Here is a 21238-nt window from a genome sequence, read left to right on the forward strand (position 1 = left end):
ACGCGCTGACGACCGTCAGTCGTCGTCGCCGTCGCGGTCGTCCTGAGCGTTGTCCTGGGCGCTGTCGTCGTCGTGGTCCTGGGTGACCTTGCCCGTCTTGAGGTCGACCTTCCACTCGCCCTTGGTGGTCTCCACGCTCCAGGCGGCGGGGCCGTCGTCGTCCAGGTCGACGTCGGTGACGGTGCCCTTCGCCGTGCCGGCCTCGGCGGCCTCGCGGGCGTCCACGCTCGCGCCCTTCAGCGCGGCGAGGTCCTCGCGGCCGTCATTGTCATCGTCGTCGTCGCGCTGGGCGTCGACGACCTTGGCGGTGTCGGGGGAGACCTGGACGTTGTACTCGGTGCCGTCGCCCTTGACGACGTTCACGTCCCAGGCGCCGGCGCCGTCGTCGTCCCGGTCGGCGGAGACGGCCGTGCCCGGCGTGTTCTTCAGCGCGGCGGCGATCGCGTCGGCGGCGCTGATCTTGGAGACGCGGACCTCGGTGGCGTCGTCGCTCCGGTCGTCCGCGGCCTCGCTGCGGTCGTCGGTCGCGTCGTCGTTGCGGTCGTCGGCGTCGTCGCTCCGGTCGTCGTCGGCGACCCGGACGTTCGTCTGACGCTGGGTGGGCGCGTTGCCGTCGTCGGCCGACGCGTAGGCCGCGACGGTGCCGCCGCCGACCAGAGCCGCGGCGGTGACGGTGGCGATGACGATGTTGCGCTTCATGGGGTTCCCTCCCAGAGTGTTGCGTTTCACGACGGTTCACGACGCTTGGTGTCGTTTCATGTCGCTTGGTTTCGACGGGAACCAATCTGCCGAACCGACGCTGAGAGGAACCTGAAGCCCCCTGAAGAGATCTTCAGCTTCGCTTTGCCAGGCTGTACGCATGCGCCTGTTGATCGTGGAGGACGAAAAGCGGCTGGCCCTGTCGCTCGCCAAGGGCCTGACCGCCGAGGGGTACGCCGTGGACGTCGTCCACGACGGCCGGGAGGGGCTGTTCCGGGCCTCGGAGGGGTCGTACGACCTCGTGATCCTCGACATCATGCTGCCCGGCATGAACGGCTACCGCGTCTGCGCCGCCCTGCGCGGCGCCGGCCACGACGTGCCGATCCTGATGCTCACCGCCAAGGACGGCGAGTACGACGAGGCCGAGGGGCTGGACACCGGCGCCGACGACTACCTCACCAAGCCGTTCTCGTACGTCGTCCTCGTCGCCCGGGTCAAGGCACTGCTGCGGCGCGGGGGACAGGGCGCCGGGGCCTCGCCCGTGCACGTCCACGGCGACCTCAAGGTCGACACGGCGGCCCGCCGGGTCTTCCTCGGCGACGACGAGGTGTCCCTCACCACCAAGGAGTTCTCGGTCCTGGAGCAGCTCGTGCTGCGGGCCGGCGAGGTGGTGTCCAAGGCCGAGATCCTGGAGCACGTCTGGGACTTCGCGTACGAGGGCGATCCGAACATCGTCGAGGTGTACGTCAGCACCCTGCGGCGCAAGCTGCGCGCCGGGCTCATCAAGACGGTCCGCGGCGCCGGATACCGGCTGGAGAAGGAACGATGAGAAGGCTCTTCGGCTCGGTCCGGTCGCGGGCCACACTCGCCGCCACCCTCGTCGTCGCCGTGGCGCTGGTCGCGGCCGGCGCGGCGGTCCTGCTGTCGCTGCGGTCCAACCTGATCGACCAGGCGGGCAACGACGCGGAGCGCACGGCGCAGAACGTCGTCGCCCAGCTCGTCGCCGGGAAGCCGTACGACCAGCTGGACATCGACGACGACAGCCCGGTCCAGGTCGTCGACGCGAACGGCCATCTCGTCGCGGCCACCGAGGACCTGGAGCGGATCAGCGGCACGGGCACCGACGCCGTGCAGCCGCAGCCGCAGCCGCGGAAGGCCGACACGGGGGGTACGGGCAACACCGCCGGGTCGGGCGGCGAGCCCGCCGACGACGACGCGGACGACGACGACACGGCCCAGGACGCCGGCGGGATCGGCGAGGTGAGCGCGCTCACCGACGGCTCGGCGACGATCGACGGCGACACCGCCGACTACCGCTTCGCCGCCGTCCAGGTGGAGACCGACGACCGGGGCACGCTCACCGTCCACGCCGGCGGCTCCCTGGAGGCCGAGCAGAGCGCCGTGAACTCCGCGCTCACCGTCATGCTGATCGGCTTCCCGCTGCTGCTCGGCGTCGTCGCGGCCGTGACCTGGCTGGTCACCCGGCGCGCACTGCGCCCGGTCGAGGGCATCCGGCGCGAGATGGCCGCGATCACCGCGTCCGAGGACCTCGCCCGGCGCGTGCCGGAGCCGGACACCCACGACGAGGTCGCCAGGCTCGCCCGCACCACCAACGAGACGCTGGCCGCGCTGGAGACCTCCGTGGAGCGCCAGCGCCGGTTCGTCGCCGACGCCTCGCACGAACTGCGCAGCCCGATCGCGTCCCTGCGCACCCAGCTCGAAGTGGGCGTCGCCCACCCGGAGTTGCTGGACGTGCCGGGCGCGGTGGAGGACACCGTACGGCTGCAGCGCCTCGCCGCCGACCTGTTGCTGCTCGCCCGCCTGGACGCGGGGGAGGGGCCCGGCGACAAGCGGGTCGACCTGGGTGAGGTGGCGCGGCGGGAGGCGCGGGGCCGTGAGAACGTGGCCGTCGAGGCGGACGTCGCGGAGGTGGCCGGGTCGCGGGGGCAGTTGGAGCGGGTCCTGGGCAACCTGCTCGACAACGCCCAGCGGCACGCACGGGACGCGGTCACCGTGACCGTCGGGCGGGACGGGGACTGGGCCGTGGCGGCCGTGGCCGACGACGGGGACGGGGTGGCCGAGGCCGACCGGGAGCGGATCTTCGAGCGGTTCGTACGGCTGGACGAGGCTCGCACCCGCGACGACGGCGGCGCCGGGCTCGGACTCGCCATCGCCCGGGACGTGGCCGCACGCCACGGCGGCACTCTCACGGTCCGGGACGCCCCGGCAGGCGGCGCCCTGTTCGAACTCCGCCTGCCGCTCGCCTAGACCTTCAAGCCCCTACCGGGTGTCACGGACGTCACGGGCGTCCGCGCTGCCCGCGCAGGTGCTCCGCGATCGGCTTCAGGCCCTTGTCGAGCTCCGCCAGGGCATCGGTGGACAGCAGGTCGATGAAGTGCCTGCGCACGGACGCCACATGGTGCGGCGCGACCTTCTTCATCGTCTCCATACCGTGGTCGGTGAGGACGGCGTAGAGGCCGCGGCGGTCGGACTCGCAGTTCTCACGGCGGACCAGGTTCGCGTTCTCCATGCGGGTGATCTGGTGGGAGAGGCGGCTCTTGGACTGGAGGGTGGCCGACGCGAGGTCGCTCATCCGCATCCGTACGTCCTCCGACTCGGAGAGGTTCACCAGGATCTCGTAGTCGTTCATAGTCAGGCCGAACGGCTGCAGGTCTTTTTCGAGCTGGTACGTCAACAGCCTGTTGACCTCCAGGTGGGTGCGCCAGGCGCACTGCTCCGCATCGGTCAGCCAGCGGGTGGCCGTCTCGGTCTCCATGAATGAAGTCTACCTAAAAAGTTGAAAGGCGAACTAGTGAGGGTTTTCTGTGACACAACCGTGTGCGCACACGTTCGATGTCACACTCCGCAGACTACCGCTCACAGCCCGAAGCGACGCTGGAGGTCTCCCAGCTGTCCGGGAAGGCGCGGTGCCCCGGCCTGTTGTGAAGGGCCTGTGTGCGACCCTCCGGAACCGGGGACTCCGGGCTCCGGCGGAACCGCCCCGGTGGCGTGCTCGGCCATGAGGGTCTCGCTCGACTGGAGCAGGACCGTACCGGCTCCGACGAACTCGAACTGATGCTCCTCTCCGGAGGCCCCGCCGAGGCCTGTCAGTGCACGTAGACCGCCCATCACGCCGGTCATGTAGCCATGGTCGTAGTGATGGCACGGGGAGGGGCAGTCGGCCCAGCCGACGAGTGCCTGTGGGTCCACCCGGATCGGGGGTTCCATGAACACCACCGGACCGTTAGATGCGGCCACGAACTTTCCGGTTCCGATGAGTGTCAGAAAACCCGGCACGATCGACTGCTTGAGAGCAAGAGTTGGCTGAAAAGCGAGCAGGTTGCCGGAGCGAATGGTCAAGTTGCCGTCTTCGAGGTCGAACGAATTCACGTCGAAGGCCCGGTCGGCCAGCAGCATCTTGCCGTTGCCCTCCGCCACGACCCAGTCGCTCGCGTGCAGTGGCGAATGGAAGGACGTACGGACAAGTCGGTCGAGTCGCCCGTGCCCGACGCCGTTGAAGTCCATCGAGCCGTAGTAGGCGATCATCTTCCCCTTCTGCAGGAACCACTGGCTCCCCTTGAGCTCCACGCAGAAGGTGTAGGCGTTGACGTTGTCGTCGGACGGCAGCGTCATCGGGTCGAGGACCGCGGGGCCGCCGGGGGCCTGGTAGGGGGCGCTCACAGTTTCTCCTCAGAGGCCTGGACGTACACCGCACCGTTGCCGCTGAGCTCCAGCTGGAAGGCCTCGCCGGAGCCGCGGCCCACCATGTCGCGCCAGCCCAGGGCCGTGGACAGCTTGTTGCGTACGTCGCCGTGGTGGGCGACGTAGGCCTGGGGGTCGACGTGGACGGGCCGCTGCGGAGTGATCGGGATCTCGAAGACGCCGCCGTGCGCCATGACGGCCACGGCCCCGTGCCCCTTGAGGGTGGTCGTGAACAGCCCCTGCCCGCTGATCTGTCCGCGGACCATGCCCATGACCCCGCCCTGCGAGCCGAGGAACATCGTGCCCTGCTGGAGCGTGCCCTCGAAGGCGAGGAGGCGGTCCGCCTCGACGCACAGGGTGTCGCCGGCGAGGTTGATCACCTGGACATGGTGGCCGCCGTGCCCGAAGAGCACCGTGCCGCTGCCCTCGACGGTCATCAGCGGGGTGTCCTCGTTCGCCACCCGGCGCCCGATCATCGACATGATCCCGCCCTGGCCACCGGCCGTGTTGGGAGTGAAGGACACCTCGCCCTTGTAGGCGAGCATCGCCCCGCGCTGACTGAACAGCCGCTGCCCCGACATGACGGTCGCCTCGACCATCTTGGAGTTGATCTCACGGAAGCCCATCTCAGACATCCCCCGCGATCGTGTTCCGCTCGCTCGGCTGTACGTACACCAGCCCGTCCCCCTCGAACCGGATCTGGAAGGCCTCGCCGCCGCCCCCGCCCATGAGCGTGCGGAAGGTCACACCGGACTGGAAGGACTGCCGCAGATTCCCCTGGTGGGCCACATAGGCCCCCGGATCGACCGTCAGCGGAAACTGCGAACTGACCCGCAGCACGACCGCAGGCCCGTCCGACATGATCGCCGCCTGTCCGTGCCCTTCAACGGTCGTCGTGAACAGCCCGTTGCCCTGCGAGGCACCGCGCATCCCGGTGAAGGACGTACCGGTCCGCAGCCCCCCGTCCGTGGCGAGCAGATTGCTCGACTCCACGTACAGCTTGTCTCCCTGGAGGTTCACGAGATTGATCTCGGAGGCCCGGTCCGCGAACCAGCACGTCCCATGCCCCTTCACCTCCATCACCGTCATCTGCTCACCGGTGAGCCGCCGGGTCACCATGCCCCGGATGCCCTCACCGCCGCCGCTCATCTTCTTGAAGGCCATCTGCCCGTCGTACGCGACCATCGAGCCGTTCTTCGCCTTCACGGCATCACCGGTCATGTCGACGGCGAGCACCTTGCTGCCTTGCAGTCGGAACATCGCCACGCAGCGAAGGTAGCCGCCGGGACCTGCCGCCAACAGATCCCAGAGACGGACTTCACCCCTGACGACACCCCGATCCTCCGGAGGCGGAGACGCTGTCATCCACCCGATGCCAACCCGGCGGCCAACGTTTGCCACAATGGGTGAACGTTTGTGCTTGTGTTCACAAGCTGATCCGAGCAGACCTCTCCCGAACCCACCGAAGGTGACCCGTGGACATCAAGACCGCCACCTCCCTCCGCCGCCTCCGTCTCGTCTCGGCCCCCGAGGCGGTGTCGTTCCTGCTGCTGCTCCTGTGCTCGGTGCTGAAGCGGACGACCGACTTCAACGCGGTGCCCGTGATGGGCATGGTCCACGGCGTGCTCTTCATCCTGTACGTGATCTTCTGGGCGGACGCCTGGAACCGCACCAAGTGGTCCCTGAAGACCGCGGCGCTCTACTTCGTCCTCTCCGTCCTGCCGACCGGCGGCTTCTTCGCCGAGCGCATGCTCAAGCGCGAGGCCGAGAACGCGGTGATCGCCTCCCGCGCCCGCAACGAAGGAATCGTGAACGCATGATCGTCGCGTTTTCCGTGACGCCGCTCGGCGTCGGCGAGGACGTGGGGGAGTACGTCGCCGACGCCGTCCGCGTGGTCCGCGAGTCGGGCCTGCCCAACCGCACCGACGCGATGTTCACCTCGATCGAGGGCGACTGGGACGAAGTCATGGACGTGGTCAAGCGCGCCGTGGCAGCCGTAGAAGAACGCGCCCCGCGCGTATCGCTGGTCCTCAAGGCCGACATCAGGCCCACGGTGACGGACGGCCTCACCTCCAAGGTGGAAACGGTGGAGCGCCACCTGGCCGAGTAGCCGCGCCCGGCTTGAAGCGCGTTACCCCCGCGGCGCCGCACCCGCGTACGGGGCGGTAAGGGGACGTGCCGGGGGTGTCCGCCCGCAGTGGCCGGCGTCAAGAAGCGGCACCACCCTGCCCGACCCCGGCCGCCGGTCCGAGGACGGACACCCCCCGGCGCGGCCCCGCCCCCCAACGCACCGTCAGGCGCGACGCGACCCCCCACAGCGCCACGGGCCGCCGCAGGCATCCCGGCCCCAACTGGCGGAGCCTGACGCAGCGTCGGCTGCCGCCGGACACAAGCACGGCCAGTTCCCTCCTTTGGCCCGCATGGCTCGCGGACCCCACAGCCCTGACCCACGATGAAGGCTCAGGGCCGAAACCCGCGTTCGCGCTGGTGGACACGGACGGCCGCCGCTTGCTCCCGCGAAGGAAGGGTCTGCCGGATGACCACTTCGCCCTATACATCCCAGTCGGCGTTCGACGGCTCCAGGATGCGAGTCCTCCTTCTCGTCGACCTCCACGAAGGTGCCGAGCAACAGTTCCTGGACGCCTACGAGCACATGCGCGACCGAGTCGCGTCGGTCCCCGGTCACCTCGGGGACCAGCTGTGCCAGTCCCTGGAGAACCCGTCCCAGTGGCTCATCACGAGTGAATGGGCCACCGCCCCGCCGTACCTCGCCTGGGTGAACAGTGAAGAGCATCTCGAGACGGTCCGGCCCCTGCAGACCTGCGTCCGCGAGCTCCGCTCGATGCGGTACGGCATCGTCCGCGAGACCGGCGGCGTCCGCCCGGAAAAGGCCGGCGGACTCCAGACGGCCGTAAGGGTGGGCGACGGTGTGATCCGCCATGCCCTGACCTTCACCGTCAAGCCCGGCTCCGAGTCCAAGGTCGCGGAGATCCTCGCCGGATACGCACCGCCCGAGGCCCGCGTCGACGACACCACGCGGCTGCGCCGCACGACCCTGTTCATGCACGGCAACCGCGTCGTCCGCACGGTCGAGGTGGAGGGCGACCTGATGGCGGCCCTGCGCCACGTCTCGCGCCAGCCCGAGGTGCGGGCCGTCGAGGAGGCCCTCAACCCGCATCTGGAGCAGCACCGGGACCTGGCCGACCCCGAGTCCGCGCGGACGTTCTTCATCCGCGCCGCCATGCCGCCCGTCCACCACGTGGCACGCGGCGGCCCGGAGCCGGACGACATCAAGCGGCACGCCCTGTACTACCCGGCCCGCAAGGGCTGCGGAATGGCGCTGGCCCGGTTGCTCTCGCAGCAGGACGAGACCGCGGCGGCCGACCCGGCCGGCCCCGTGCACCGCAGCACCGTCTTCCAGCGCGAGGACATCGTCGTCCGCCTCATCGACGTACGGGGTGATCCCGAGACCGACCCGGTCATGGCGCTCGGCATCCAAGGCCCGAGAAAGGCCGCGGTGCTGGCCCGGCTGCTGGACACCGACGCGCTCGGCGTGGCCGGACCGTTCAGCGGCGGACGCGAGGCGACCCGCCTCCTGACGCACGCCGACATGGCGCTGATCACCGACCGCAGGGCCGGCGACCGCAGGGCTGCGCAGTCCTGACCGCGCAGGGACCATCACCCCACCGAACGACCTGGAGACAGACCATGGACAAGATGCGCCCGCGCGTCGTGGACCTCAAAGAGATCGAGCCCAACCGCAAGCGCGGCGGCGACCTGCGCACCCTGCTCACCCCGGTCACGGTGGGTGCCACGAGCGGCTTCATGGGCCTGGCCATCATGCGGCCCGGCGAACGCATCAGCGAGCACTACCACCCGTACTCCGAGGAGTTCATCTACGTCGTCGAGGGCAGGCTGGAGGTCGACCTGGATGGAGAAACGTTTTCCCTCCGTTCCGACCAGGGCCTGATGATCCCCATCGACATGCGGCACCGCTTCCGCAACGTCGGTGACGAGGAGGCCCGGATGGTCTTCCACCTGGGCCCGCTCGCGCCGAACCCCAAGCTCGGCCACGTCGACACCGAGGCGCCGGAACTCAGCGACGACATCAAGCCGTACCCGCTCGTCCAGGAGGAGGGCGGGCAGCCCGAGCGACCCGGAGTGCTCTCGTGACCCGGCGCGTGGCGGTCACCGGCATAGGTGTGGTCGCCCCCGGCGGGATCGGGGTCCCGGCGTTCTGGGACCTCCTCTCCAACGGCCGGACGGCGACCCGTGGCATCACCCTGTTCGACCCCGAGGGCCTGCGGTCCCGGATAGCCGCCGAGTGCGACTTCGACCCCCTCACGCACGGTCTCGAACCCGGCATCGCCGAACGCGCCGACCGGTACATACAGTTCGCCCTGGTCGCCGCGCAGGAGGCCGTGACCGACAGCGGTGTCGACTTCGCCGCCGAGGACCCCTGGCGCGTGGCCGTGTCCCTGGGCAGCGCGGTGGGCGGCACGACCCGGCTGGAGCACGACTACGTCCTGGTCAGCGAGCACGGGCAGCGCTGGGACGTCGACCACCGCAACGCCGAGCCGCAACTGCACCGGGCGTTCTCGCCCAGCACGCTCGCGGCCGACGTCGCCGAACGGTTCGGCGCCCAGGGCCCGGTGCAGACCGTGTCCACCGGCTGCACCTCCGGACTCGACGCGGTGGGCTACGCCTTCCACACCGTCGAGGAGGGCCGCGCCGACATCTGCATAGCCGGGGCCTCGGACTCGCCGATCTCCCCGATCACCATGGCCTGCTTCGACGCCATCAAGGCCACGTCGCCGAACAACGACGACCCCGAGCACGCCTCCCGCCCCTTCGACGCCCACCGCAACGGATTCGTCATGGGCGAGGGCGCCGCGGTGCTGGTCCTGGAGGAACTGGAGCACGCCCGGGCGCGCGGCGCGCACATCTACTGCGAGATCGGCGGCTACGCGACGTTCGGCAACGCGTACCACATGACCGGACTCACCAGTGAGGGCCTGGAGATGGCCCGTGCCATCGACGACACGCTCGACCACGCGCGCGTGGACCCCACCGAGATCGACTACGTCAACGCGCACGGCTCGGGCACCCGCCAGAACGACCGGCACGAGACCGCCGCGGTGAAGAAGTCGCTGGGCTCCCACGCCTACGACACCCCGATGAGCTCGATCAAGTCCATGGTGGGCCACTCACTCGGCGCGATCGGCGCGATCGAGGTCGTCGCCTGTGTGCTGGCGCTGGCCCGGCAGGTGGTACCGCCGACGGCGAACTACGAGACCCCGGACCCCGAGTGCGACCTGGACTACGTCCCGCGCACCGCTCGCCCCCGCAGGCTCGACAACGTGCTCTCCGTGGGCAGCGGCTTCGGCGGGTTCCAGTCCGCGGTGCTCCTGACGGGGCCGAGTGGGAGGAGACGACGATGAGTGGTCAACGCGCCCGGCGCACAGCGGTCACCGGAATGGGTGTGGTCGCGCCCAACGGCCTGAACGCGGACACCTACTGGAAGTCCGTGAAGGAGGGCGCGAGCGTACTGGACCGGGTCACCCGGGAGGGCTGCGAGCACCTTCCGCTCCGCGTCGCCGGAGAGGTCCGCGGATTCGACCCGTCGGCGCTGATCGAGGAGACCTTCCTCGTCCAGACCGACAAGTTCACCCACTTCGCACTGGCCGCCGCCGACGCAGCCCTGCAGGACGCGGGACTCAGCAGCAGCGCCGCCGATTCGCCGTACTCGGTCGGTGTGGTCACCGCGGCCGGGTCCGGCGGCGGCGAGTTCGGCCAGCGGGAACTGCAGAAGCTGTGGGGCAAGGGGGCCCGGTTCGTCGGGCCCTACCAGTCCATCGCCTGGTTCTACGCGGCCAGCACGGGCCAGATCTCCATCCGCAAGGGCTTCAAGGGCCCCTGCGGGGTGGTGGCCAGCGACGAGGCGGGCGGCCTGGACGCCGTCGCGCACGCCGCGCGGGCGGTGCACCGGGGCACGGACGTGGTCGTGGTCGGGGCCGCCGAGGCGCCGCTCGCCCCGTACTCGGGGGTCTGCCAGCTCGGCTACCCCGAGCTCAGCACGGTCGAGGACCCGGCCCGCGCCTACCGCCCCTTCACCTCGGCGGCCTGCGGTTTCGTACCCGCCGAGGGCGGTGCCGTACTGGTCGTGGAGGACCTGGACCGGGCACAGCGCCGGGAGGCGGCCGTCCGGGCCACCGTGGCGGGACACGCGGCCACGTTCACGGGCGCCTCGCGCTGGGACCGGTCGCGGGAGGGCCTCGCGCAGGCCATCCGCGGCGCCCTCGACGAGGCCGGCTGCGCGCCGGAGGAGATCGACGTGGTCTTCGCCGACGCGATGGGCGTGCCCGACGCGGACCGTGCCGAGGCGCTCGCCCTCGCCGACGCCCTCGGTCGGCACGGCACCCGAGTGCCGGTCACCGCCCCCAAGACCGGCATCGGGCGGTCGTACTGCGGGGCGCCCCTGCTGGACATCGTGGCCGCGGTGCAGGCCATGGAGCACGGGCAGATACCGCCGACGCCGGGCGTCTTCGACATCTGCCACGACATCGACCTGGTGACCGGCACGGCACGCCCGGCCGAGCTCCGCACGGCCCTGGTCCTCAGCAGGGGACTGATGGGCTCCAACGCGGCTCTGGTCCTGCGTCGGGGACCCGAATCCGCCGCATAGAACGAGAAGGAGAACCCTCATGACCACCGGAGTGAACCAAGTGACCGTCGCCGAGCTGGCCGCGCTGATGAAGCAGGCCGCCGGTGTGTCCGTCGACGCGCACGACCTCGAAGCCCGGGCGGAGACGCCCTTCTCCGAGTTCGGGCTCGACTCGCTCGGCCTCCTCGGCATCGTGGGCGAGCTGGAGAACCGCCACGGCCAGGCACTGCCCACCGACGCGGAGCGCTGCAAGAGCCCCCGCGCCTTCCTCGACCTCGTCAACGGCAGCCTCACGACAGGAGCCTGAAGTGGCCGGACACACCGAGAACGAAATCACCATCGCCGCTCCCGTCGACCTCGTCTGGGACATGACGAACGACCTGGAGCGCTGGCCCCAGCTGTTCAGCGAGTACGCGTCCTGCGACGTGCTGTCCCGCGAGGGCGACACGGTGACCTTCCGCCTGACCATGCACCCCGACGAGAACGGCAAGGTGTGGAGCTGGGTCTCGGAGCGGGTCGCCGACCGCGAGAAGCTCGTCGTGCGCGCCCGCAGGGTCGAGACCGGCCCCTTCGAGTACATGAACATCGTGTGGGAGTACGAGGAGACCCCGGCCGGCACCCGGATGCACTGGACGCAGGACTTCGCCATGAAGCCCGACGCGCCGGTGGACGACGCCGGGATGACGGACATCATCAACCGCAACTCGCCCATCCAGATGGCCCTCATCCGCGACCGTGTGGAGGCCGCATGCACCACGCACTGATCGTCGCCAGGATGGCCCCGCAGTCCGCCTCGGACATCGCGGGCGTCTTCGCGGCCTCCGACCGGGGCGAGCTCCCGCACCTCGTCGGGGTGACCCAGCGTTCGCTGTTCCAGTTCGGCGATGTGTACATGCACTTCATCGAGGCCGAGCAGGACCCGGGCCCCGCCATCGCGAAGGTGGCAGGGCACCCCGAGTTCGTCGACATCAGCAGGAAGCTCGAGGCGTTCGTCAGCCCGTACGACCCGCAGACCTGGCGGAGTCCGAAGGACGCGATGGCGCAGCGCTTCTACCACTGGTCGAAGAGCTGAGGTCGAAGGGCCGCGAGCGACAAAGCCGCCGCCCGCGCCGGACAGGCGCGGGCGGCGGCTTTGTCGTGCGGCCGGTCACCGACGGGCGAGCCCCGGCATCAGCCGCAGCGCGTTCTCCCGGTTGATGCCCTGGAGCTGCTGCTCCGAGAGGAAGGGGTCGCCGTCCAGCGCGGGGGTCACGCGGTCGGTGATGACATGCGCGGGGGTGGGCGGCCAGTCCGTGCCGAAGAGGATGCGGTCGGGGTCCACCGTCGCCAGCAGAGTGGGCGTGGCGGACGGCGACATGGGGCCCGCCGTGTCGAAGTAGAACCGGTGCAGGTAGTCACGGACCCGGTCGGCTTCGATCGGGGGGTCGATGCGTCCGCCGAACAGTTCGAGGCGGGTGGCCATGTAGGGGAGGAAGCCCCCTCCGTGCGGCAGGACGAAGCTGAGGTTCGGGTAGCGGTCCAGGGTGCCGTTGCGGATGAGGTTGATGGCCGCGCGGGTGGTGTCCAGCAGGAAGTCGCACACGAAGGGCGGCATCCCCGGCAGCCCCGCGTCACCGTCCTTCCCGGCCTGCACCTCCATGGGGTGCGTGCTGATGACCGCGGACCGCTCGTTCAGCTCCTGCAGGAGACGGTCGTGCGACTCGTCGCCCAGGAAGACGCCGTTGACGCTCGTGCGCGTGCTCACCCCGACGGCGCCGAGCTCGTCAAGGCCGTGGCGCACGCTCCACGAGGAGAGCTCCAGGTCGTCGAGGAAGACGGGCGTGAAGAAGGCGAAGCGCGCGGGGTTGGACTCGACGACGTCGGCCGCCGCCCGCAGGGCGACGCGTGCGCTCTCCTGGCGCTCGGCGCGCTCACGGAACCGGCCCAGCATCGCGACGGTCATGACGGACGTGCCGATGCCGTTCTTGTCCATGACCTCCAGTGCCGCGTTCAGGTCCCACCGGGTCCACCAGGGCAGCTTCTCGCGGCTGACGACGCCCCGCTCCTCGGCCCAGTCCAGCCAGGCCGGGGCGGTGAAGTGGTGGTGGACGTCGATGCGTCCGGCAAGGGTCATAACAACGTCCTCGGTGTGGGGTGGTCAGGGGTGACAGGGGTTCACGGGAGTTCAGTCGCGGCAGAGCAGGGTCTGCAGCACGTTCGTCAGGACGCGGTCGGCGTCCGGCATCGCGGCGTCCGCCCGCCAGGCGACGAAGCCGTCCGGGCGGACCAGGACGGCGCCGTCCTCGGCCGTGCCGTGCAGCTCCGCCCAGTCGGCGTCCGTGTCGGGGACGAGGTCGTGGTCGGGTCCCGTGCCCACGAGGTACGCCTCGACCGGGACGCCCAGGTTCAGGGAGGCCTTCTCCACCGCGGTCCGCCACTTCTGTCCGCCGGAGCCGGCGAGCAGCACGAAGGAGCGCTCGTACAGATCGAGCGTGGAGATCCTGCCGCCCCCTCGCACGACCCACATGTGCGGCGCACGGCTGCCCGGTTCGCCGCCCAGCTGGAACGTGTCGGGGACGATCGGCTGCTCCGGGTGGGCGCCCACCACGGCGTTCGACGCGTACCGGTAACAGAGGGCGACGGTCATCAGGTCCGCCGGGTCGTTGTTGCGTCCCGCGGCGGGGCTGAACCCCGGGTGCTGTTCGTCGGCCGCCTGGACGCACGCGCGTGTGCCGGTCGCGAGGGCGACGGGCCGCCGCTCCCGCTCGTAGGACTCGAGCAGCGGCAGGCCGGCCCAGCCACGCAGCACCGAGGCCAGTTTCCAGGCGAGGTTGTGAGCGTCCTGGATTCCGGTGTTGGAGCCGAACGCCCCGGTGGGCGGCATCTCGTGGGCCGAGTCGCCGGCCAGGAAGACCCGGCCCTCGCCGTAGCTGTCCGCGACCCGCTTCGACGCGTGCCACGGGGCCTTGCCGGTGATCTCGACGTCGAGGTCCGAGGCGCCGACGGCAGCGCGGATGTGGGCGGAGAGCCGCTCGTCGGTGAAGTCCTCCAGGTCCTCGCCCCGGTCGGGATACCAGGGAACGTGGATCACCCAGCGCTCCTCGTTGTCCACCGGGAGCAGTGCACCCTCCCCGTCGGGGTCGGTGACGTAACAGACGACGAATCGCTTCTCTCCGACGTACTTCTTCAGCGCCCTGCTGCGGAAGGTGACGCTGACGTTGTGGAACAGCTCGCCCGGCCCCGACTGGCCGATCCCCAGGTGGTTGCGGATGGGGCTCCTGGGACCGTCGGCGGCCACCAGGAAGTCGGCGTTCACGGTGTAGGTCTCACCGGTCTCCCGGTTCCTGACCCGGGCCCGCACTCCGTCCCCGGTCTCCGTGAAGGAGAGCAGCTCCGAGCTGAAGCGGATGTCGGCACCCTGCTCGCGGGCGTAGCTCAACAGCACGGGCTCCAGGTCGTTCTGACTGCACAGGCACCAGTCGGCGGAACTGACCCGGGAGATGTCCATGCCGCCGGAGATGTCCCCGATGATCCAGCGGCGTTCCTGCCCGGTGAGCTTGTCCACCTGGAGGATGCCGTCGTTCCCGGAGAGCACGCGGGCCGCCTCCCGGATGCCCGACTCCAGGCCGGCGGTCCGGTAGATCTCCATGGTGCGCACGTTGTTGCCACGGCCGCGCGGATGCGTCGATGTCCCGGCATGCCGCTCCACGAGCATGTGCTCAATTCCGAGGCGCCCCAGGAAAACCGAAGTGGAAAGACCCACCAGGGATCCGCCGACGATAAGAACTGGTACAGATTCCGCTTCGTGTCCGCTCACGTCGTCGATGTTTACCAGTTCGGACTCCGGTCCACACGTCCTCCGGCGACCCGACCCGTTTGGCGCAGTGCCGTTTGCGGCGTGGTGCCGCCCGGGAAACGGTGGCACTGACCGACGGAATCCGACCGCCGGAATCCACGCCTACCCGGGGACAGTCATGACGCAAGCTTTCGCATCCGAGGAATCCGGGGCACTGTCGCGCGAAGAAGCCGCGGCCGCGGCCGCGGCGTGCAGCCGGGAGTTCCGCGCCAACCCGCATCCCGTGTACGCCACGCTGCGGGAAACGGCACCCGTCTGCCCGATGTCGCCGCCGCACGGCGTCGAGACGTACCTCATCACGCGCTACGACGACAGCCGCGCCGCGCTGGCCGACCCCCGGCTCAGCAAGGACATGTACGGCGCCATCGACGCCTACCACCGCATCTTCGGTGACTCGTCGATCGCGCTGGACGACAACATGCTGTTCTCGGACCCGCCGAAGCACACGAGGCTGCGCAGGATCGTCGGCAGTACGTTCACTCCGAAAAGGGTGGAATCGCTGCGCACCCGGATCCAGGAGATCACCGACGGGCTGCTGGATCAATGTCCGACGTCCGGTCCGTTCAATTTGCTCCCGGAGTTCTGCTTCCCGCTGCCGCTGCAGGTGATCTGTGAACTCCTGGGCGTCCCGGAAAACGAGCGCAAACAGGCTCAGGAATGGTCGGCGACCGTCGCGCAGACCGGTTTCGGACCGGAGGCGAGAAAGGCGCTGGAAATCGCCGAGGGAAATCTCCGCGAGTATCTGGTGGACTTGTGCGCGCGAAAGCGGAAGGCGCCGGACTCGGGCCTGCTCAGCGCGCTCGTCACGGCCAAGGACCAGGAAGGCGCGCTCACCGACAGCGAACTCGTGTCCACGGCGTGGGTGCTCCTCTTCGCGGGCCACAAGACGACGGCGTACCAGATCGGCAACACCGTCTACCACCTGCTCAGCCGCCCGGAGCAGAAGCGGCTGGCACTGCGGGACGACGCCTCCCTGGCCGCGGCGATCGAGGAGATCTTCCGCTTCGAGAGCTCCGTGGAGAACTCCACCTTCCGCTGGGCGAAGGAGGACATCGTCATCCGCGACCAGCTCATCCCCAAGGGTGCGCTCGTCCAGATCTCGATCACCGGCGCCAACCGTGACCCGGAGGTGTTCGCCGACCCGAACGAGCTGGACGTCCAGCGTCCGAACGCCCAGGCGGCGCATCTAGCCTTCGGCTACGGCCCGCACTACTGCGCCGGCGCACCGCTTGCCCGGCTGGAGATCCAGCTCGCCCTCGCCACCCTGTTCCGGCGGCACCCGCACATGGCCCTGGCCGTGGCACCGGAGGACGCGCGCTGGATGACCGTGCCGTTCCCCGCCTTCCGCGGACTCGCGGAACTGCCGGTCGTCCTCGACCCGTCCTGACGTGAGCACCATGGAACGCGTGCGGGTCATCCGGCTGCTTCATGTGCGCGAGGGCCGGGAAGCGGACTTCGTGGACTCCTATCAAGGCGTGCGCGAACGTGCCGCGCGTGCCCCCGGGCACCTCGGCGAACAGTTGTGCCGCTCCCTCGACGATCCCGCTCGATGGCTGCTGACCAGCGAGTGGGAGAGCATGGACGCCGTCAAACGGTGGCGGACCGACCCCGACCACCAACTGCTGGTCGAGCCGATGAACGCCTGTCTGCACGACGACCGGTGGACAGGGGCCTTCCAGGTCCGGGACCTGGTGGCCGAGTAGCGCGGCGGCAGGGCAGGGGACCGAAGGGCGAGACGGGGCTGACCAGCATGTGACCGGCCGGTAAGGTCGGTGCCGTGCCGAAGCCGCTCAGTCTTCCCTTCGACCCCATCGCCCGCGCCGACGAACTCTGGAAGCAGCGCTGGGGAAACGTGCCGTCCATGGCCGCCATCACCTCGATCATGCGCGCACAGCAGATCCTGCTGGCCGAGGTGGACGCGGTGGTCAAGCCGTACGGGCTGACGTTCGCGCGGTACGAGGCACTGGTGCTGCTCAACTTCTCCAAGGCCGGGGAACTGCCGATGTCCAAGATCGGCGAGCGCCTCATGGTGCACCCCACGTCCGTGACGAACACCGTCGACCGGCTGGTCAAGTCGGGTCTGGTCGACAAGAGGCCCAACCCCAACGACGGACGCGGCACCCTCGCCTCCATCACCGACAAGGGCCGGGAGGTCGTCGAGGCGGCCACCCGTGACCTCATGGCCATGGACTTCGGACTCGGGGCGTACGACGCCGAGGAGTGCGCGGAGATCTTCGCGATGCTGCGCCCGCTGCGGGTGGCGGCCCACGACTTCGACGAGAGCTGACTTCGCGGCCGGGGGCCGGGGCAAGATCTCCCGGAACGCCTGGTTACGCTCTTCGCATGAAGAAGAGCGTCCTGACCCGCTACCGGGTGATGGCCTACGTCACCGCCGTGATGCTGCTCGTCCTGTGCACCTGCATGGTGTTCAAGTACGGCTTCGACATGGGCGAGGACGTCACCTTCGCCGTCTCCCAGGTCCACGGCTTCCTCTACATCATCTACCTGGTCTTCGCCTTCGACCTCGGCTCCAAGGCCAAGTGGTCGTTCGGCAAGCTGCTGTGGGTGCTGCTCTCCGGGACCATTCCCCTCGCCGCCTTCTTCGTGGAGCGCAAGGTCACACGAGAGGTCGAACCCCTGGTCGGGGACCCTGCGCCGGCTGTCGCCAAGGCCTGACGGCACCGCCGTACGCGTGCGTACGGCGGTCTGCCATCGACATTTACTTGGACGTCCTAGTAAATTTGAAGCATGGACGCTGACGCCATCGAGGAGGGCCGCCGTCGCTGGCAGGCCCGCTACGACGCTTCGCGCAAGCGCGAGGCCGACTTCACCACGCTCTCCGGGGACCCCGTGGAGCCGGTGTACGGGCCCAGGCCTGGGGACAGGTACGAGGGCTTCGAGCGGATCGGATGGCCCGGGGAGTACCCCTTCACGCGCGGGCTGTATCCGACCGGCTACCGAGGGCGGACGTGGACCATCCGGCAGTTCGCCGGGTTCGGGAACGCCGAGCAGACCAACGAGCGGTACAAGATGATCCTCGGCAACGGCGGAGGCGGTCTCTCGGTCGCCTTCGACATGCCGACACTCATGGGCCGCGACTCCGACGACCCGCGCTCGCTGGGCGAGGTCGGGCACTGCGGGGTCGCCATCGACTCGGCCGCCGACATGGAGGTCCTGTTCAAGGACATCCCGCTCGGTGACGTGACGACCTCCATGACCATCAGCGGACCGGCCGTGCCCGTCTTCTGCATGTACCTGGTGGCCGCCGAGCGCCAGGGTGTCGACCCGGCTGTGCTCAACGGCACGCTGCAGACCGACATCTTCAAGGAGTACATCGCCCAGAAGGAGTGGCTCTTCCAGCCCGAGCCGCACCTGCGCCTCATCGGCGACCTCATGGAGCACTGCGCGGCCGGCATCCCCGCCTACAAGCCGCTGTCCGTCTCCGGCTACCACATCCGCGAGGCCGGAGCGACGGCCGCGCAGGAGCTGGCGTACACGCTGGCGGACGGGTTCGGGTACGTCGAGCTGGGGCTCTCGCGCGGCCTGGACGTCGACGTGTTCGCCCCCGGACTGTCCTTCTTCTTCGACGCGCACCTCGACTTCTTCGAGGAGATCGCCAAGTTCCGGGCCGCCCGCCGCATCTGGGCGCGCTGGATGCGGGACGTGTACGGGGCGAAGAGCGACAAGGCGCAGTGGCTGCGCTTCCACACGCAGACCGCCGGTGTCTCGCTGACCGCCCAGCAGCCCTACAACAACGTCGTCCGTACGGCCGTGGAGGCGCTCGCCGCCGTGCTCGGCGGGACGAACTCGCTGCACACCAACGCCCTCGACGAGACGCTCGCCCTGCCCTCCGAGCAGGCCGCCGAGATCGCCCTGCGCACCCAGCAGGTCCTCATGGAGGAGACCGGGGTCGCCAACGTGGCCGACCCGCTGGGCGGTGCGTGGTACGTCGAGCAGCTGACCGACCGCATCGAGGCCGACGCCGAGAAGATCTTCGAGCAGATAAGGGAGCGCGGGCTGCGGGCGCACCCCGACGGCCGGCACCCCATCGGGCCGATCACGTCCGGGATCCTGCGGGGCATCGAGGACGGCTGGTTCACCGGGGAGATCGCCGAGTCGGCGTTCCGGTATCAGCAGTCGCTGGAGAAGGGCGACAAGAGGGTCGTCGGGGTCAACGCCCACACCGGCTCCGTCACCGGCGACCTGGAGATCCTGCGGGTCAGCCACGAGGTGGAGCGGGAGCAGGTACGGGTGCTGGGCGCCCGCCGTGACGCCCGGGACGACGCGGCCGTACGCACCGCGCTCGACGCGATGATCGCCGCCGCCCGCGACGGGTCCAACATGATCGAGCCGATGCTGGACGCGGTTCGGGCCGAGGCGACGCTGGGCGAGATCTGCGGCGTGCTGCGGGACGAGTGGGGGGTGTACACGGAGCCGCCGGGGTTCTGACCCCGCACAGCTCTACGCGGCGCCGGTGAGGCCGAGGAGCAGCACGCGCGTGAAGCCGTGCACCCACTCCTCGTCGGCCGGCTCCGCGCTGACCAGGGTGCGGTGCACCACCGCACCTGCCACCACGTCGAAGATCAGGTCCACGGTGCGCGCGGCTTCCTCCGGATCATCCGTCTCCGGGGGGAGCTCGCCGCGTTCCTGGGCCCGGCAGCGCCCCTGCAGGACCAGGCCCTTCTGGCGCTCGACGATGGACTGGCGGATGCGCTCGCGCAGGGCGTCGTCGCGCGTCGACTCGGCGACCACCGCCATCAGCCCGCTCTTGGCCTCCGGGCGGGCCAGAATCGCCGCGAACTGCAGGACCACGCCCTCGATGTCGGCGGCCAGGGAGCCGCGGTCGGGGAGCTCCAGCTCGTCGAAGAGCTCGGCCACCGCGTCGACCACCAGCTCGTTCTTGCCGGACCAGCGGCGATAAAGCGTCGTCTTTGCAACCCCCGCGCGTGTTGCCACGTCTCCCAAAGTGAGCTTGGACCAGCCCAGTTCGACCAGAGCCTCGCGCGTCGCAGCCAGGATCGCGGCGTCCGCGGCGGCGCTGCGCGGGCGGCCGGGACGGGGGGCGGTGGTGCGGCTCTGCATCCCATGACCATATCCGGGGGGTTCCTGTGTGGTCGTGAGGGAGATCACGGGATGGTGGTGTTCCGGAACCCCGCTCTGCCATTACGCTACGAGTCGTAGCGAAAGCGATGACCACTGACGCGGGTGGGGACCCGGCGTCGAACAGCAGCGGACCGGACCGGCTTTCGGACCGTTTTTCACATGCGCGGGCGGATCGGGGGAGGATAGACGCATGCAGCCACGGAACATGTCCATGAGCGGAGTCGTCGACCTCGCCGCGGTGAAGGCGGCCCAGGAGGCCAAGGCGAAGGCGGAGCAGGCACGTGCCGAGTCCGCCCGGCAGGGCGGGGGAGGGGCCGTGTCGCCCGCCGACCTCGTCATCGATGTGGATGAGGCGGGGTTCGAGCGGGACGTCCTGCAGCGGTCCGCCGAGGTGCCCGTCGTCATCGACTTCTGGGCCGAGTGGTGCGAGCCCTGCAAGCAGCTCAGCCCGCTGCTGGAGCGGCTCGCCGTTGAGTACGCCGGGCGGTTCATGCTCGCCAAGATCGACGTCGACGCCAACCAGATGCTGATGCAGCAGTTCGGCGTGCAGGGGATTCCGGCCGTGTTCGCCGTCGTCGCCGGACAGGCGCTGCCGCTCTTCCAGGGCGCCGCAAGTGAGGCGCAGATCCGCGAGACGCTGGACCAGCTCGTCGCCGTCGCCGAGCAGCGCTTCGGCCTGACCGGTCTCACCGTCGACCAGGACGCCGAGCCCGGGGGCGCCCAGTCCGCTCCCGCCGCGCCGGCCGGCCCGTACGACGCGTTGCTGGAGGCCGCCGTACAGGCCCTGGACGCGGGCGACTTCGGCGGTGCCGTCCAGGCCTACAAGAACGTGCTGAGCGAGGACCCGGCGAACATGGAGGCCAAACTGGGTCTCGCGCAGGCCGAGTTGCTGCAGCGCGTGCAGGGTCTCGACCCCCAGCAGGTGCGCAAGGACGCCGCCGAGAAGCCGGCCGATGTGCAGGCGCAGATCGCCGCCGCCGACCTGGACCTGGTGGGCGGCCATGTCGAGGACGCTTTCGGACGGCTCATCGAGACCGTGCAGCGCACTGTGGGTGACGACCGGGACGCCGTACGGCTCCGGCTGCTGGAGCTCTTCGAGGTCGTGGGCGGCGAGGACCCGCGCGTGGCCGCGGCCCGCAGGGCACTGGCCCGCGCCCTGTTCTGACCGGGGCTTCGAGCGGGGCGGTGGCCCCGTTCTGACCAGTAACTAAACGCGAGGGCACGTGTTGCCCGAG

At 69.9% G+C, this 21238-nt stretch carries 25 protein-coding genes; 17 read left to right on the forward strand and 8 right to left on the reverse strand.

Annotation, left to right across the window (positions count from 1 at the left end; all coding sequences use genetic code 11):
- Window positions 1-15: 15 nt before the first annotated feature.
- Window positions 16-699, reverse strand: coding sequence for a PepSY domain-containing protein (locus ACZ7L5_RS22170; protein WP_471518444.1), 684 nt, complete (start codon window positions 697-699; stop codon window positions 16-18).
- A 160-nt stretch (window positions 700-859) separates the two neighbouring features.
- Between ACZ7L5_RS22170 and ACZ7L5_RS22175 the strand changes: the two genes are divergently transcribed.
- Both ACZ7L5_RS22175 and ACZ7L5_RS22180 read left to right on the forward strand, forming a co-directional pair.
- A complete protein-coding gene (locus ACZ7L5_RS22175) occupies window positions 860-1528 on the forward strand; it encodes a response regulator transcription factor (RefSeq protein WP_363040767.1) in 669 nt (222 codons plus the stop codon).
- Window positions 1525-2967, forward strand: a complete 1443-nt coding sequence (locus ACZ7L5_RS22180) for a sensor histidine kinase (protein ID WP_471518445.1) — start codon at window positions 1525-1527, stop codon at window positions 2965-2967. Before ACZ7L5_RS22175 ends, ACZ7L5_RS22180 begins: the two co-directional genes overlap by 4 nt.
- Window positions 2968-2998: 31 nt before the next feature.
- Here the strand turns inward: ACZ7L5_RS22180 and ACZ7L5_RS22185 are convergent, their stop codons facing one another.
- The 4 genes from ACZ7L5_RS22185 to ACZ7L5_RS22200 form a co-directional block, all read right to left on the reverse strand.
- Window positions 2999-3475, reverse strand: a complete 477-nt coding sequence (locus ACZ7L5_RS22185; protein WP_328879264.1) for a MarR family winged helix-turn-helix transcriptional regulator — start codon at window positions 3473-3475, stop codon at window positions 2999-3001.
- Between the two features lie 101 nt (window positions 3476-3576).
- Window positions 3577-4332, reverse strand: a complete 756-nt coding sequence (locus ACZ7L5_RS22190) for an AIM24 family protein (protein ID WP_328884320.1) — start codon at window positions 4330-4332, stop codon at window positions 3577-3579.
- 44 nt (window positions 4333-4376) lie between these two features.
- Window positions 4377-5027, reverse strand: a complete 651-nt coding sequence (locus tag ACZ7L5_RS22195) for an AIM24 family protein (RefSeq protein ID WP_328884319.1) — start codon at window positions 5025-5027, stop codon at window positions 4377-4379.
- 1 nt (window position 5028) lies between these two features.
- On the reverse strand, window positions 5029-5661 hold the full coding sequence (locus ACZ7L5_RS22200; RefSeq protein WP_471518480.1) for an AIM24 family protein: 633 nt from the start codon (window positions 5659-5661) through the stop codon (window positions 5029-5031).
- Window positions 5662-5876: 215 nt separating this feature from the next.
- Between ACZ7L5_RS22200 and ACZ7L5_RS22205 the strand changes: the two genes are divergently transcribed.
- From ACZ7L5_RS22205 to ACZ7L5_RS22245, 9 genes are all read left to right on the forward strand, one after another.
- The gene (locus ACZ7L5_RS22205; RefSeq protein ID WP_362380493.1) at window positions 5877-6221 is read left to right on the forward strand and encodes a DUF3817 domain-containing protein; all 345 of its coding nucleotides are present in this window, start codon (window positions 5877-5879) and stop codon (window positions 6219-6221) included.
- Window positions 6218-6511 (forward strand): MTH1187 family thiamine-binding protein, encoded by a 294-nt coding sequence (locus tag ACZ7L5_RS22210; RefSeq protein WP_362380492.1) that lies wholly within the window; start codon window positions 6218-6220, stop codon window positions 6509-6511. Before ACZ7L5_RS22205 ends, ACZ7L5_RS22210 begins: the two co-directional genes overlap by 4 nt.
- A 426-nt stretch (window positions 6512-6937) precedes the next feature.
- Window positions 6938-8065, forward strand: coding sequence for a SchA/CurD-like domain-containing protein (locus tag ACZ7L5_RS22215; RefSeq protein WP_471518446.1), 1128 nt, complete (start codon window positions 6938-6940; stop codon window positions 8063-8065).
- A 44-nt stretch (window positions 8066-8109) separates the two neighbouring features.
- Entirely contained in the window at window positions 8110-8574 is a 465-nt protein-coding gene (locus ACZ7L5_RS22220; protein WP_328879260.1) for a cupin domain-containing protein, read from the forward strand.
- Window positions 8571-9842: a beta-ketoacyl-[acyl-carrier-protein] synthase family protein gene (locus ACZ7L5_RS22225; RefSeq protein ID WP_365062809.1), complete on the forward strand. Its 1272-nt coding sequence runs from the start codon at window positions 8571-8573 to the stop codon at window positions 9840-9842. The genes ACZ7L5_RS22220 and ACZ7L5_RS22225 overlap by 4 nt, the downstream gene beginning before the upstream one ends.
- Window positions 9839-11086 (forward strand): ketosynthase chain-length factor, encoded by a 1248-nt coding sequence (locus ACZ7L5_RS22230; protein WP_471518447.1) that lies wholly within the window; start codon window positions 9839-9841, stop codon window positions 11084-11086. The genes ACZ7L5_RS22225 and ACZ7L5_RS22230 overlap by 4 nt, the downstream gene beginning before the upstream one ends.
- Window positions 11087-11105: 19 nt before the next feature.
- Window positions 11106-11372, forward strand: coding sequence for an acyl carrier protein (locus tag ACZ7L5_RS22235; protein WP_328879257.1), 267 nt, complete (start codon window positions 11106-11108; stop codon window positions 11370-11372).
- Between the two features lies 1 nt (window position 11373).
- Complete coding sequence (locus ACZ7L5_RS22240; RefSeq protein WP_328879256.1) at window positions 11374-11829, forward strand: SRPBCC family protein; 456 nt, start codon at window positions 11374-11376, stop codon at window positions 11827-11829.
- On the forward strand, window positions 11814-12137 hold the full coding sequence (locus ACZ7L5_RS22245; protein WP_328879255.1) for a TcmI family type II polyketide cyclase: 324 nt from the start codon (window positions 11814-11816) through the stop codon (window positions 12135-12137). The genes ACZ7L5_RS22240 and ACZ7L5_RS22245 overlap by 16 nt, the downstream gene beginning before the upstream one ends.
- A 75-nt stretch (window positions 12138-12212) precedes the next feature.
- On the opposite strand, the gene ACZ7L5_RS22250 is transcribed toward ACZ7L5_RS22245, so the two are convergent.
- Window positions 12213-13178, reverse strand: a complete 966-nt coding sequence (locus tag ACZ7L5_RS22250; protein WP_471518448.1) for an amidohydrolase family protein — start codon at window positions 13176-13178, stop codon at window positions 12213-12215.
- 51 nt (window positions 13179-13229) lie between these two features.
- Entirely contained in the window at window positions 13230-14861 is a 1632-nt protein-coding gene (locus ACZ7L5_RS22255; protein ID WP_471518449.1) for an FAD-dependent oxidoreductase, read from the reverse strand.
- Window positions 14862-15018: 157 nt separating this feature from the next.
- On the opposite strand from ACZ7L5_RS22255, the gene ACZ7L5_RS22260 reads away from it, so the two are divergent.
- From ACZ7L5_RS22260 to ACZ7L5_RS22280, 5 genes are all read left to right on the forward strand, one after another.
- Window positions 15019-16287, forward strand: coding sequence for a cytochrome P450 family protein (locus tag ACZ7L5_RS22260; protein ID WP_471518450.1), 1269 nt, complete (start codon window positions 15019-15021; stop codon window positions 16285-16287).
- 10 nt (window positions 16288-16297) lie between these two features.
- Entirely contained in the window at window positions 16298-16603 is a 306-nt protein-coding gene (locus tag ACZ7L5_RS22265; RefSeq protein WP_362380486.1) for an antibiotic biosynthesis monooxygenase family protein, read from the forward strand.
- A 74-nt stretch (window positions 16604-16677) separates the two neighbouring features.
- Complete coding sequence (locus tag ACZ7L5_RS22270; protein ID WP_328423301.1) at window positions 16678-17187, forward strand: MarR family winged helix-turn-helix transcriptional regulator; 510 nt, start codon at window positions 16678-16680, stop codon at window positions 17185-17187.
- Window positions 17188-17243: 56 nt separating this feature from the next.
- On the forward strand, window positions 17244-17576 hold the full coding sequence (locus tag ACZ7L5_RS22275) for a DUF3817 domain-containing protein (RefSeq protein WP_328879251.1): 333 nt from the start codon (window positions 17244-17246) through the stop codon (window positions 17574-17576).
- Between the two features lie 72 nt (window positions 17577-17648).
- Window positions 17649-19349 carry an acyl-CoA mutase large subunit family protein gene (locus ACZ7L5_RS22280; protein ID WP_362380485.1) on the forward strand — a complete coding sequence of 567 codons (1701 nt, stop codon included), beginning with the start codon at window positions 17649-17651 and terminating at the stop codon, window positions 19347-19349.
- A 12-nt stretch (window positions 19350-19361) separates the two neighbouring features.
- Here the strand turns inward: ACZ7L5_RS22280 and ACZ7L5_RS22285 are convergent, their stop codons facing one another.
- On the reverse strand, window positions 19362-19982 hold the full coding sequence (locus tag ACZ7L5_RS22285) for a TetR/AcrR family transcriptional regulator (protein ID WP_328879249.1): 621 nt from the start codon (window positions 19980-19982) through the stop codon (window positions 19362-19364).
- 211 nt (window positions 19983-20193) lie between these two features.
- Here ACZ7L5_RS22285 and ACZ7L5_RS22290 point away from each other — a divergent pair, with 211 nt between their 5' ends.
- Complete coding sequence (locus tag ACZ7L5_RS22290) at window positions 20194-21168, forward strand: tetratricopeptide repeat protein (protein ID WP_471518451.1); 975 nt, start codon at window positions 20194-20196, stop codon at window positions 21166-21168.
- Window positions 21169-21238: the final 70 nt, after the last annotated feature.

The organism is Streptomyces sp. NPDC107528, assembly GCF_055639295.1.

Coding starts and splice junctions, on each gene's coding strand:
- ACZ7L5_RS22280 (WP_362380485.1), top strand. CDS start 17,649: ATGGACGCTGACGCCATCGAGGAGGGCCGCCGTCGCTGGCAGGCCCGC.
- ACZ7L5_RS22245 (WP_328879255.1), top strand. CDS start 11,814: ATGCACCACGCACTGATCGTCGCCAGGATGGCCCCGCAGTCCGCCTCG.
- ACZ7L5_RS22235 (WP_328879257.1), top strand. CDS start 11,106: ATGACCACCGGAGTGAACCAAGTGACCGTCGCCGAGCTGGCCGCGCTG.
- ACZ7L5_RS22210 (WP_362380492.1), top strand. CDS start 6,218: ATGATCGTCGCGTTTTCCGTGACGCCGCTCGGCGTCGGCGAGGACGTG.
- ACZ7L5_RS22215 (WP_471518446.1), top strand. CDS start 6,938: ATGACCACTTCGCCCTATACATCCCAGTCGGCGTTCGACGGCTCCAGG.
- ACZ7L5_RS22265 (WP_362380486.1), top strand. CDS start 16,298: ATGGAACGCGTGCGGGTCATCCGGCTGCTTCATGTGCGCGAGGGCCGG.
- ACZ7L5_RS22250 (WP_471518448.1), bottom strand. CDS start 13,178: ATGACCCTTGCCGGACGCATCGACGTCCACCACCACTTCACCGCCCCG.
- ACZ7L5_RS22190 (WP_328884320.1), bottom strand. CDS start 4,332: ATGACGCTGCCGTCCGACGACAACGTCAACGCCTACACCTTCTGCGTG.
- ACZ7L5_RS22185 (WP_328879264.1), bottom strand. CDS start 3,475: ATGGAGACCGAGACGGCCACCCGCTGGCTGACCGATGCGGAGCAGTGC.
- ACZ7L5_RS22170 (WP_471518444.1), bottom strand. CDS start 699: ATGAAGCGCAACATCGTCATCGCCACCGTCACCGCCGCGGCTCTGGTC.
- ACZ7L5_RS22285 (WP_328879249.1), bottom strand. CDS start 19,982: ATGCAGAGCCGCACCACCGCCCCCCGTCCCGGCCGCCCGCGCAGCGCC.
- ACZ7L5_RS22175 (WP_363040767.1), top strand. CDS start 860: ATGCGCCTGTTGATCGTGGAGGACGAAAAGCGGCTGGCCCTGTCGCTC.
- ACZ7L5_RS22290 (WP_471518451.1), top strand. CDS start 20,194: ATGCAGCCACGGAACATGTCCATGAGCGGAGTCGTCGACCTCGCCGCG.
- ACZ7L5_RS22275 (WP_328879251.1), top strand. CDS start 17,244: ATGAAGAAGAGCGTCCTGACCCGCTACCGGGTGATGGCCTACGTCACC.
- ACZ7L5_RS22195 (WP_328884319.1), bottom strand. CDS start 5,027: ATGGGCTTCCGTGAGATCAACTCCAAGATGGTCGAGGCGACCGTCATG.
- ACZ7L5_RS22220 (WP_328879260.1), top strand. CDS start 8,110: ATGGACAAGATGCGCCCGCGCGTCGTGGACCTCAAAGAGATCGAGCCC.
- ACZ7L5_RS22200 (WP_471518480.1), bottom strand. CDS start 5,661: ATGTTCCGACTGCAAGGCAGCAAGGTGCTCGCCGTCGACATGACCGGT.
- ACZ7L5_RS22230 (WP_471518447.1), top strand. CDS start 9,839: ATGAGTGGTCAACGCGCCCGGCGCACAGCGGTCACCGGAATGGGTGTG.
- ACZ7L5_RS22260 (WP_471518450.1), top strand. CDS start 15,019: ATGACGCAAGCTTTCGCATCCGAGGAATCCGGGGCACTGTCGCGCGAA.
- ACZ7L5_RS22180 (WP_471518445.1), top strand. CDS start 1,525: ATGAGAAGGCTCTTCGGCTCGGTCCGGTCGCGGGCCACACTCGCCGCC.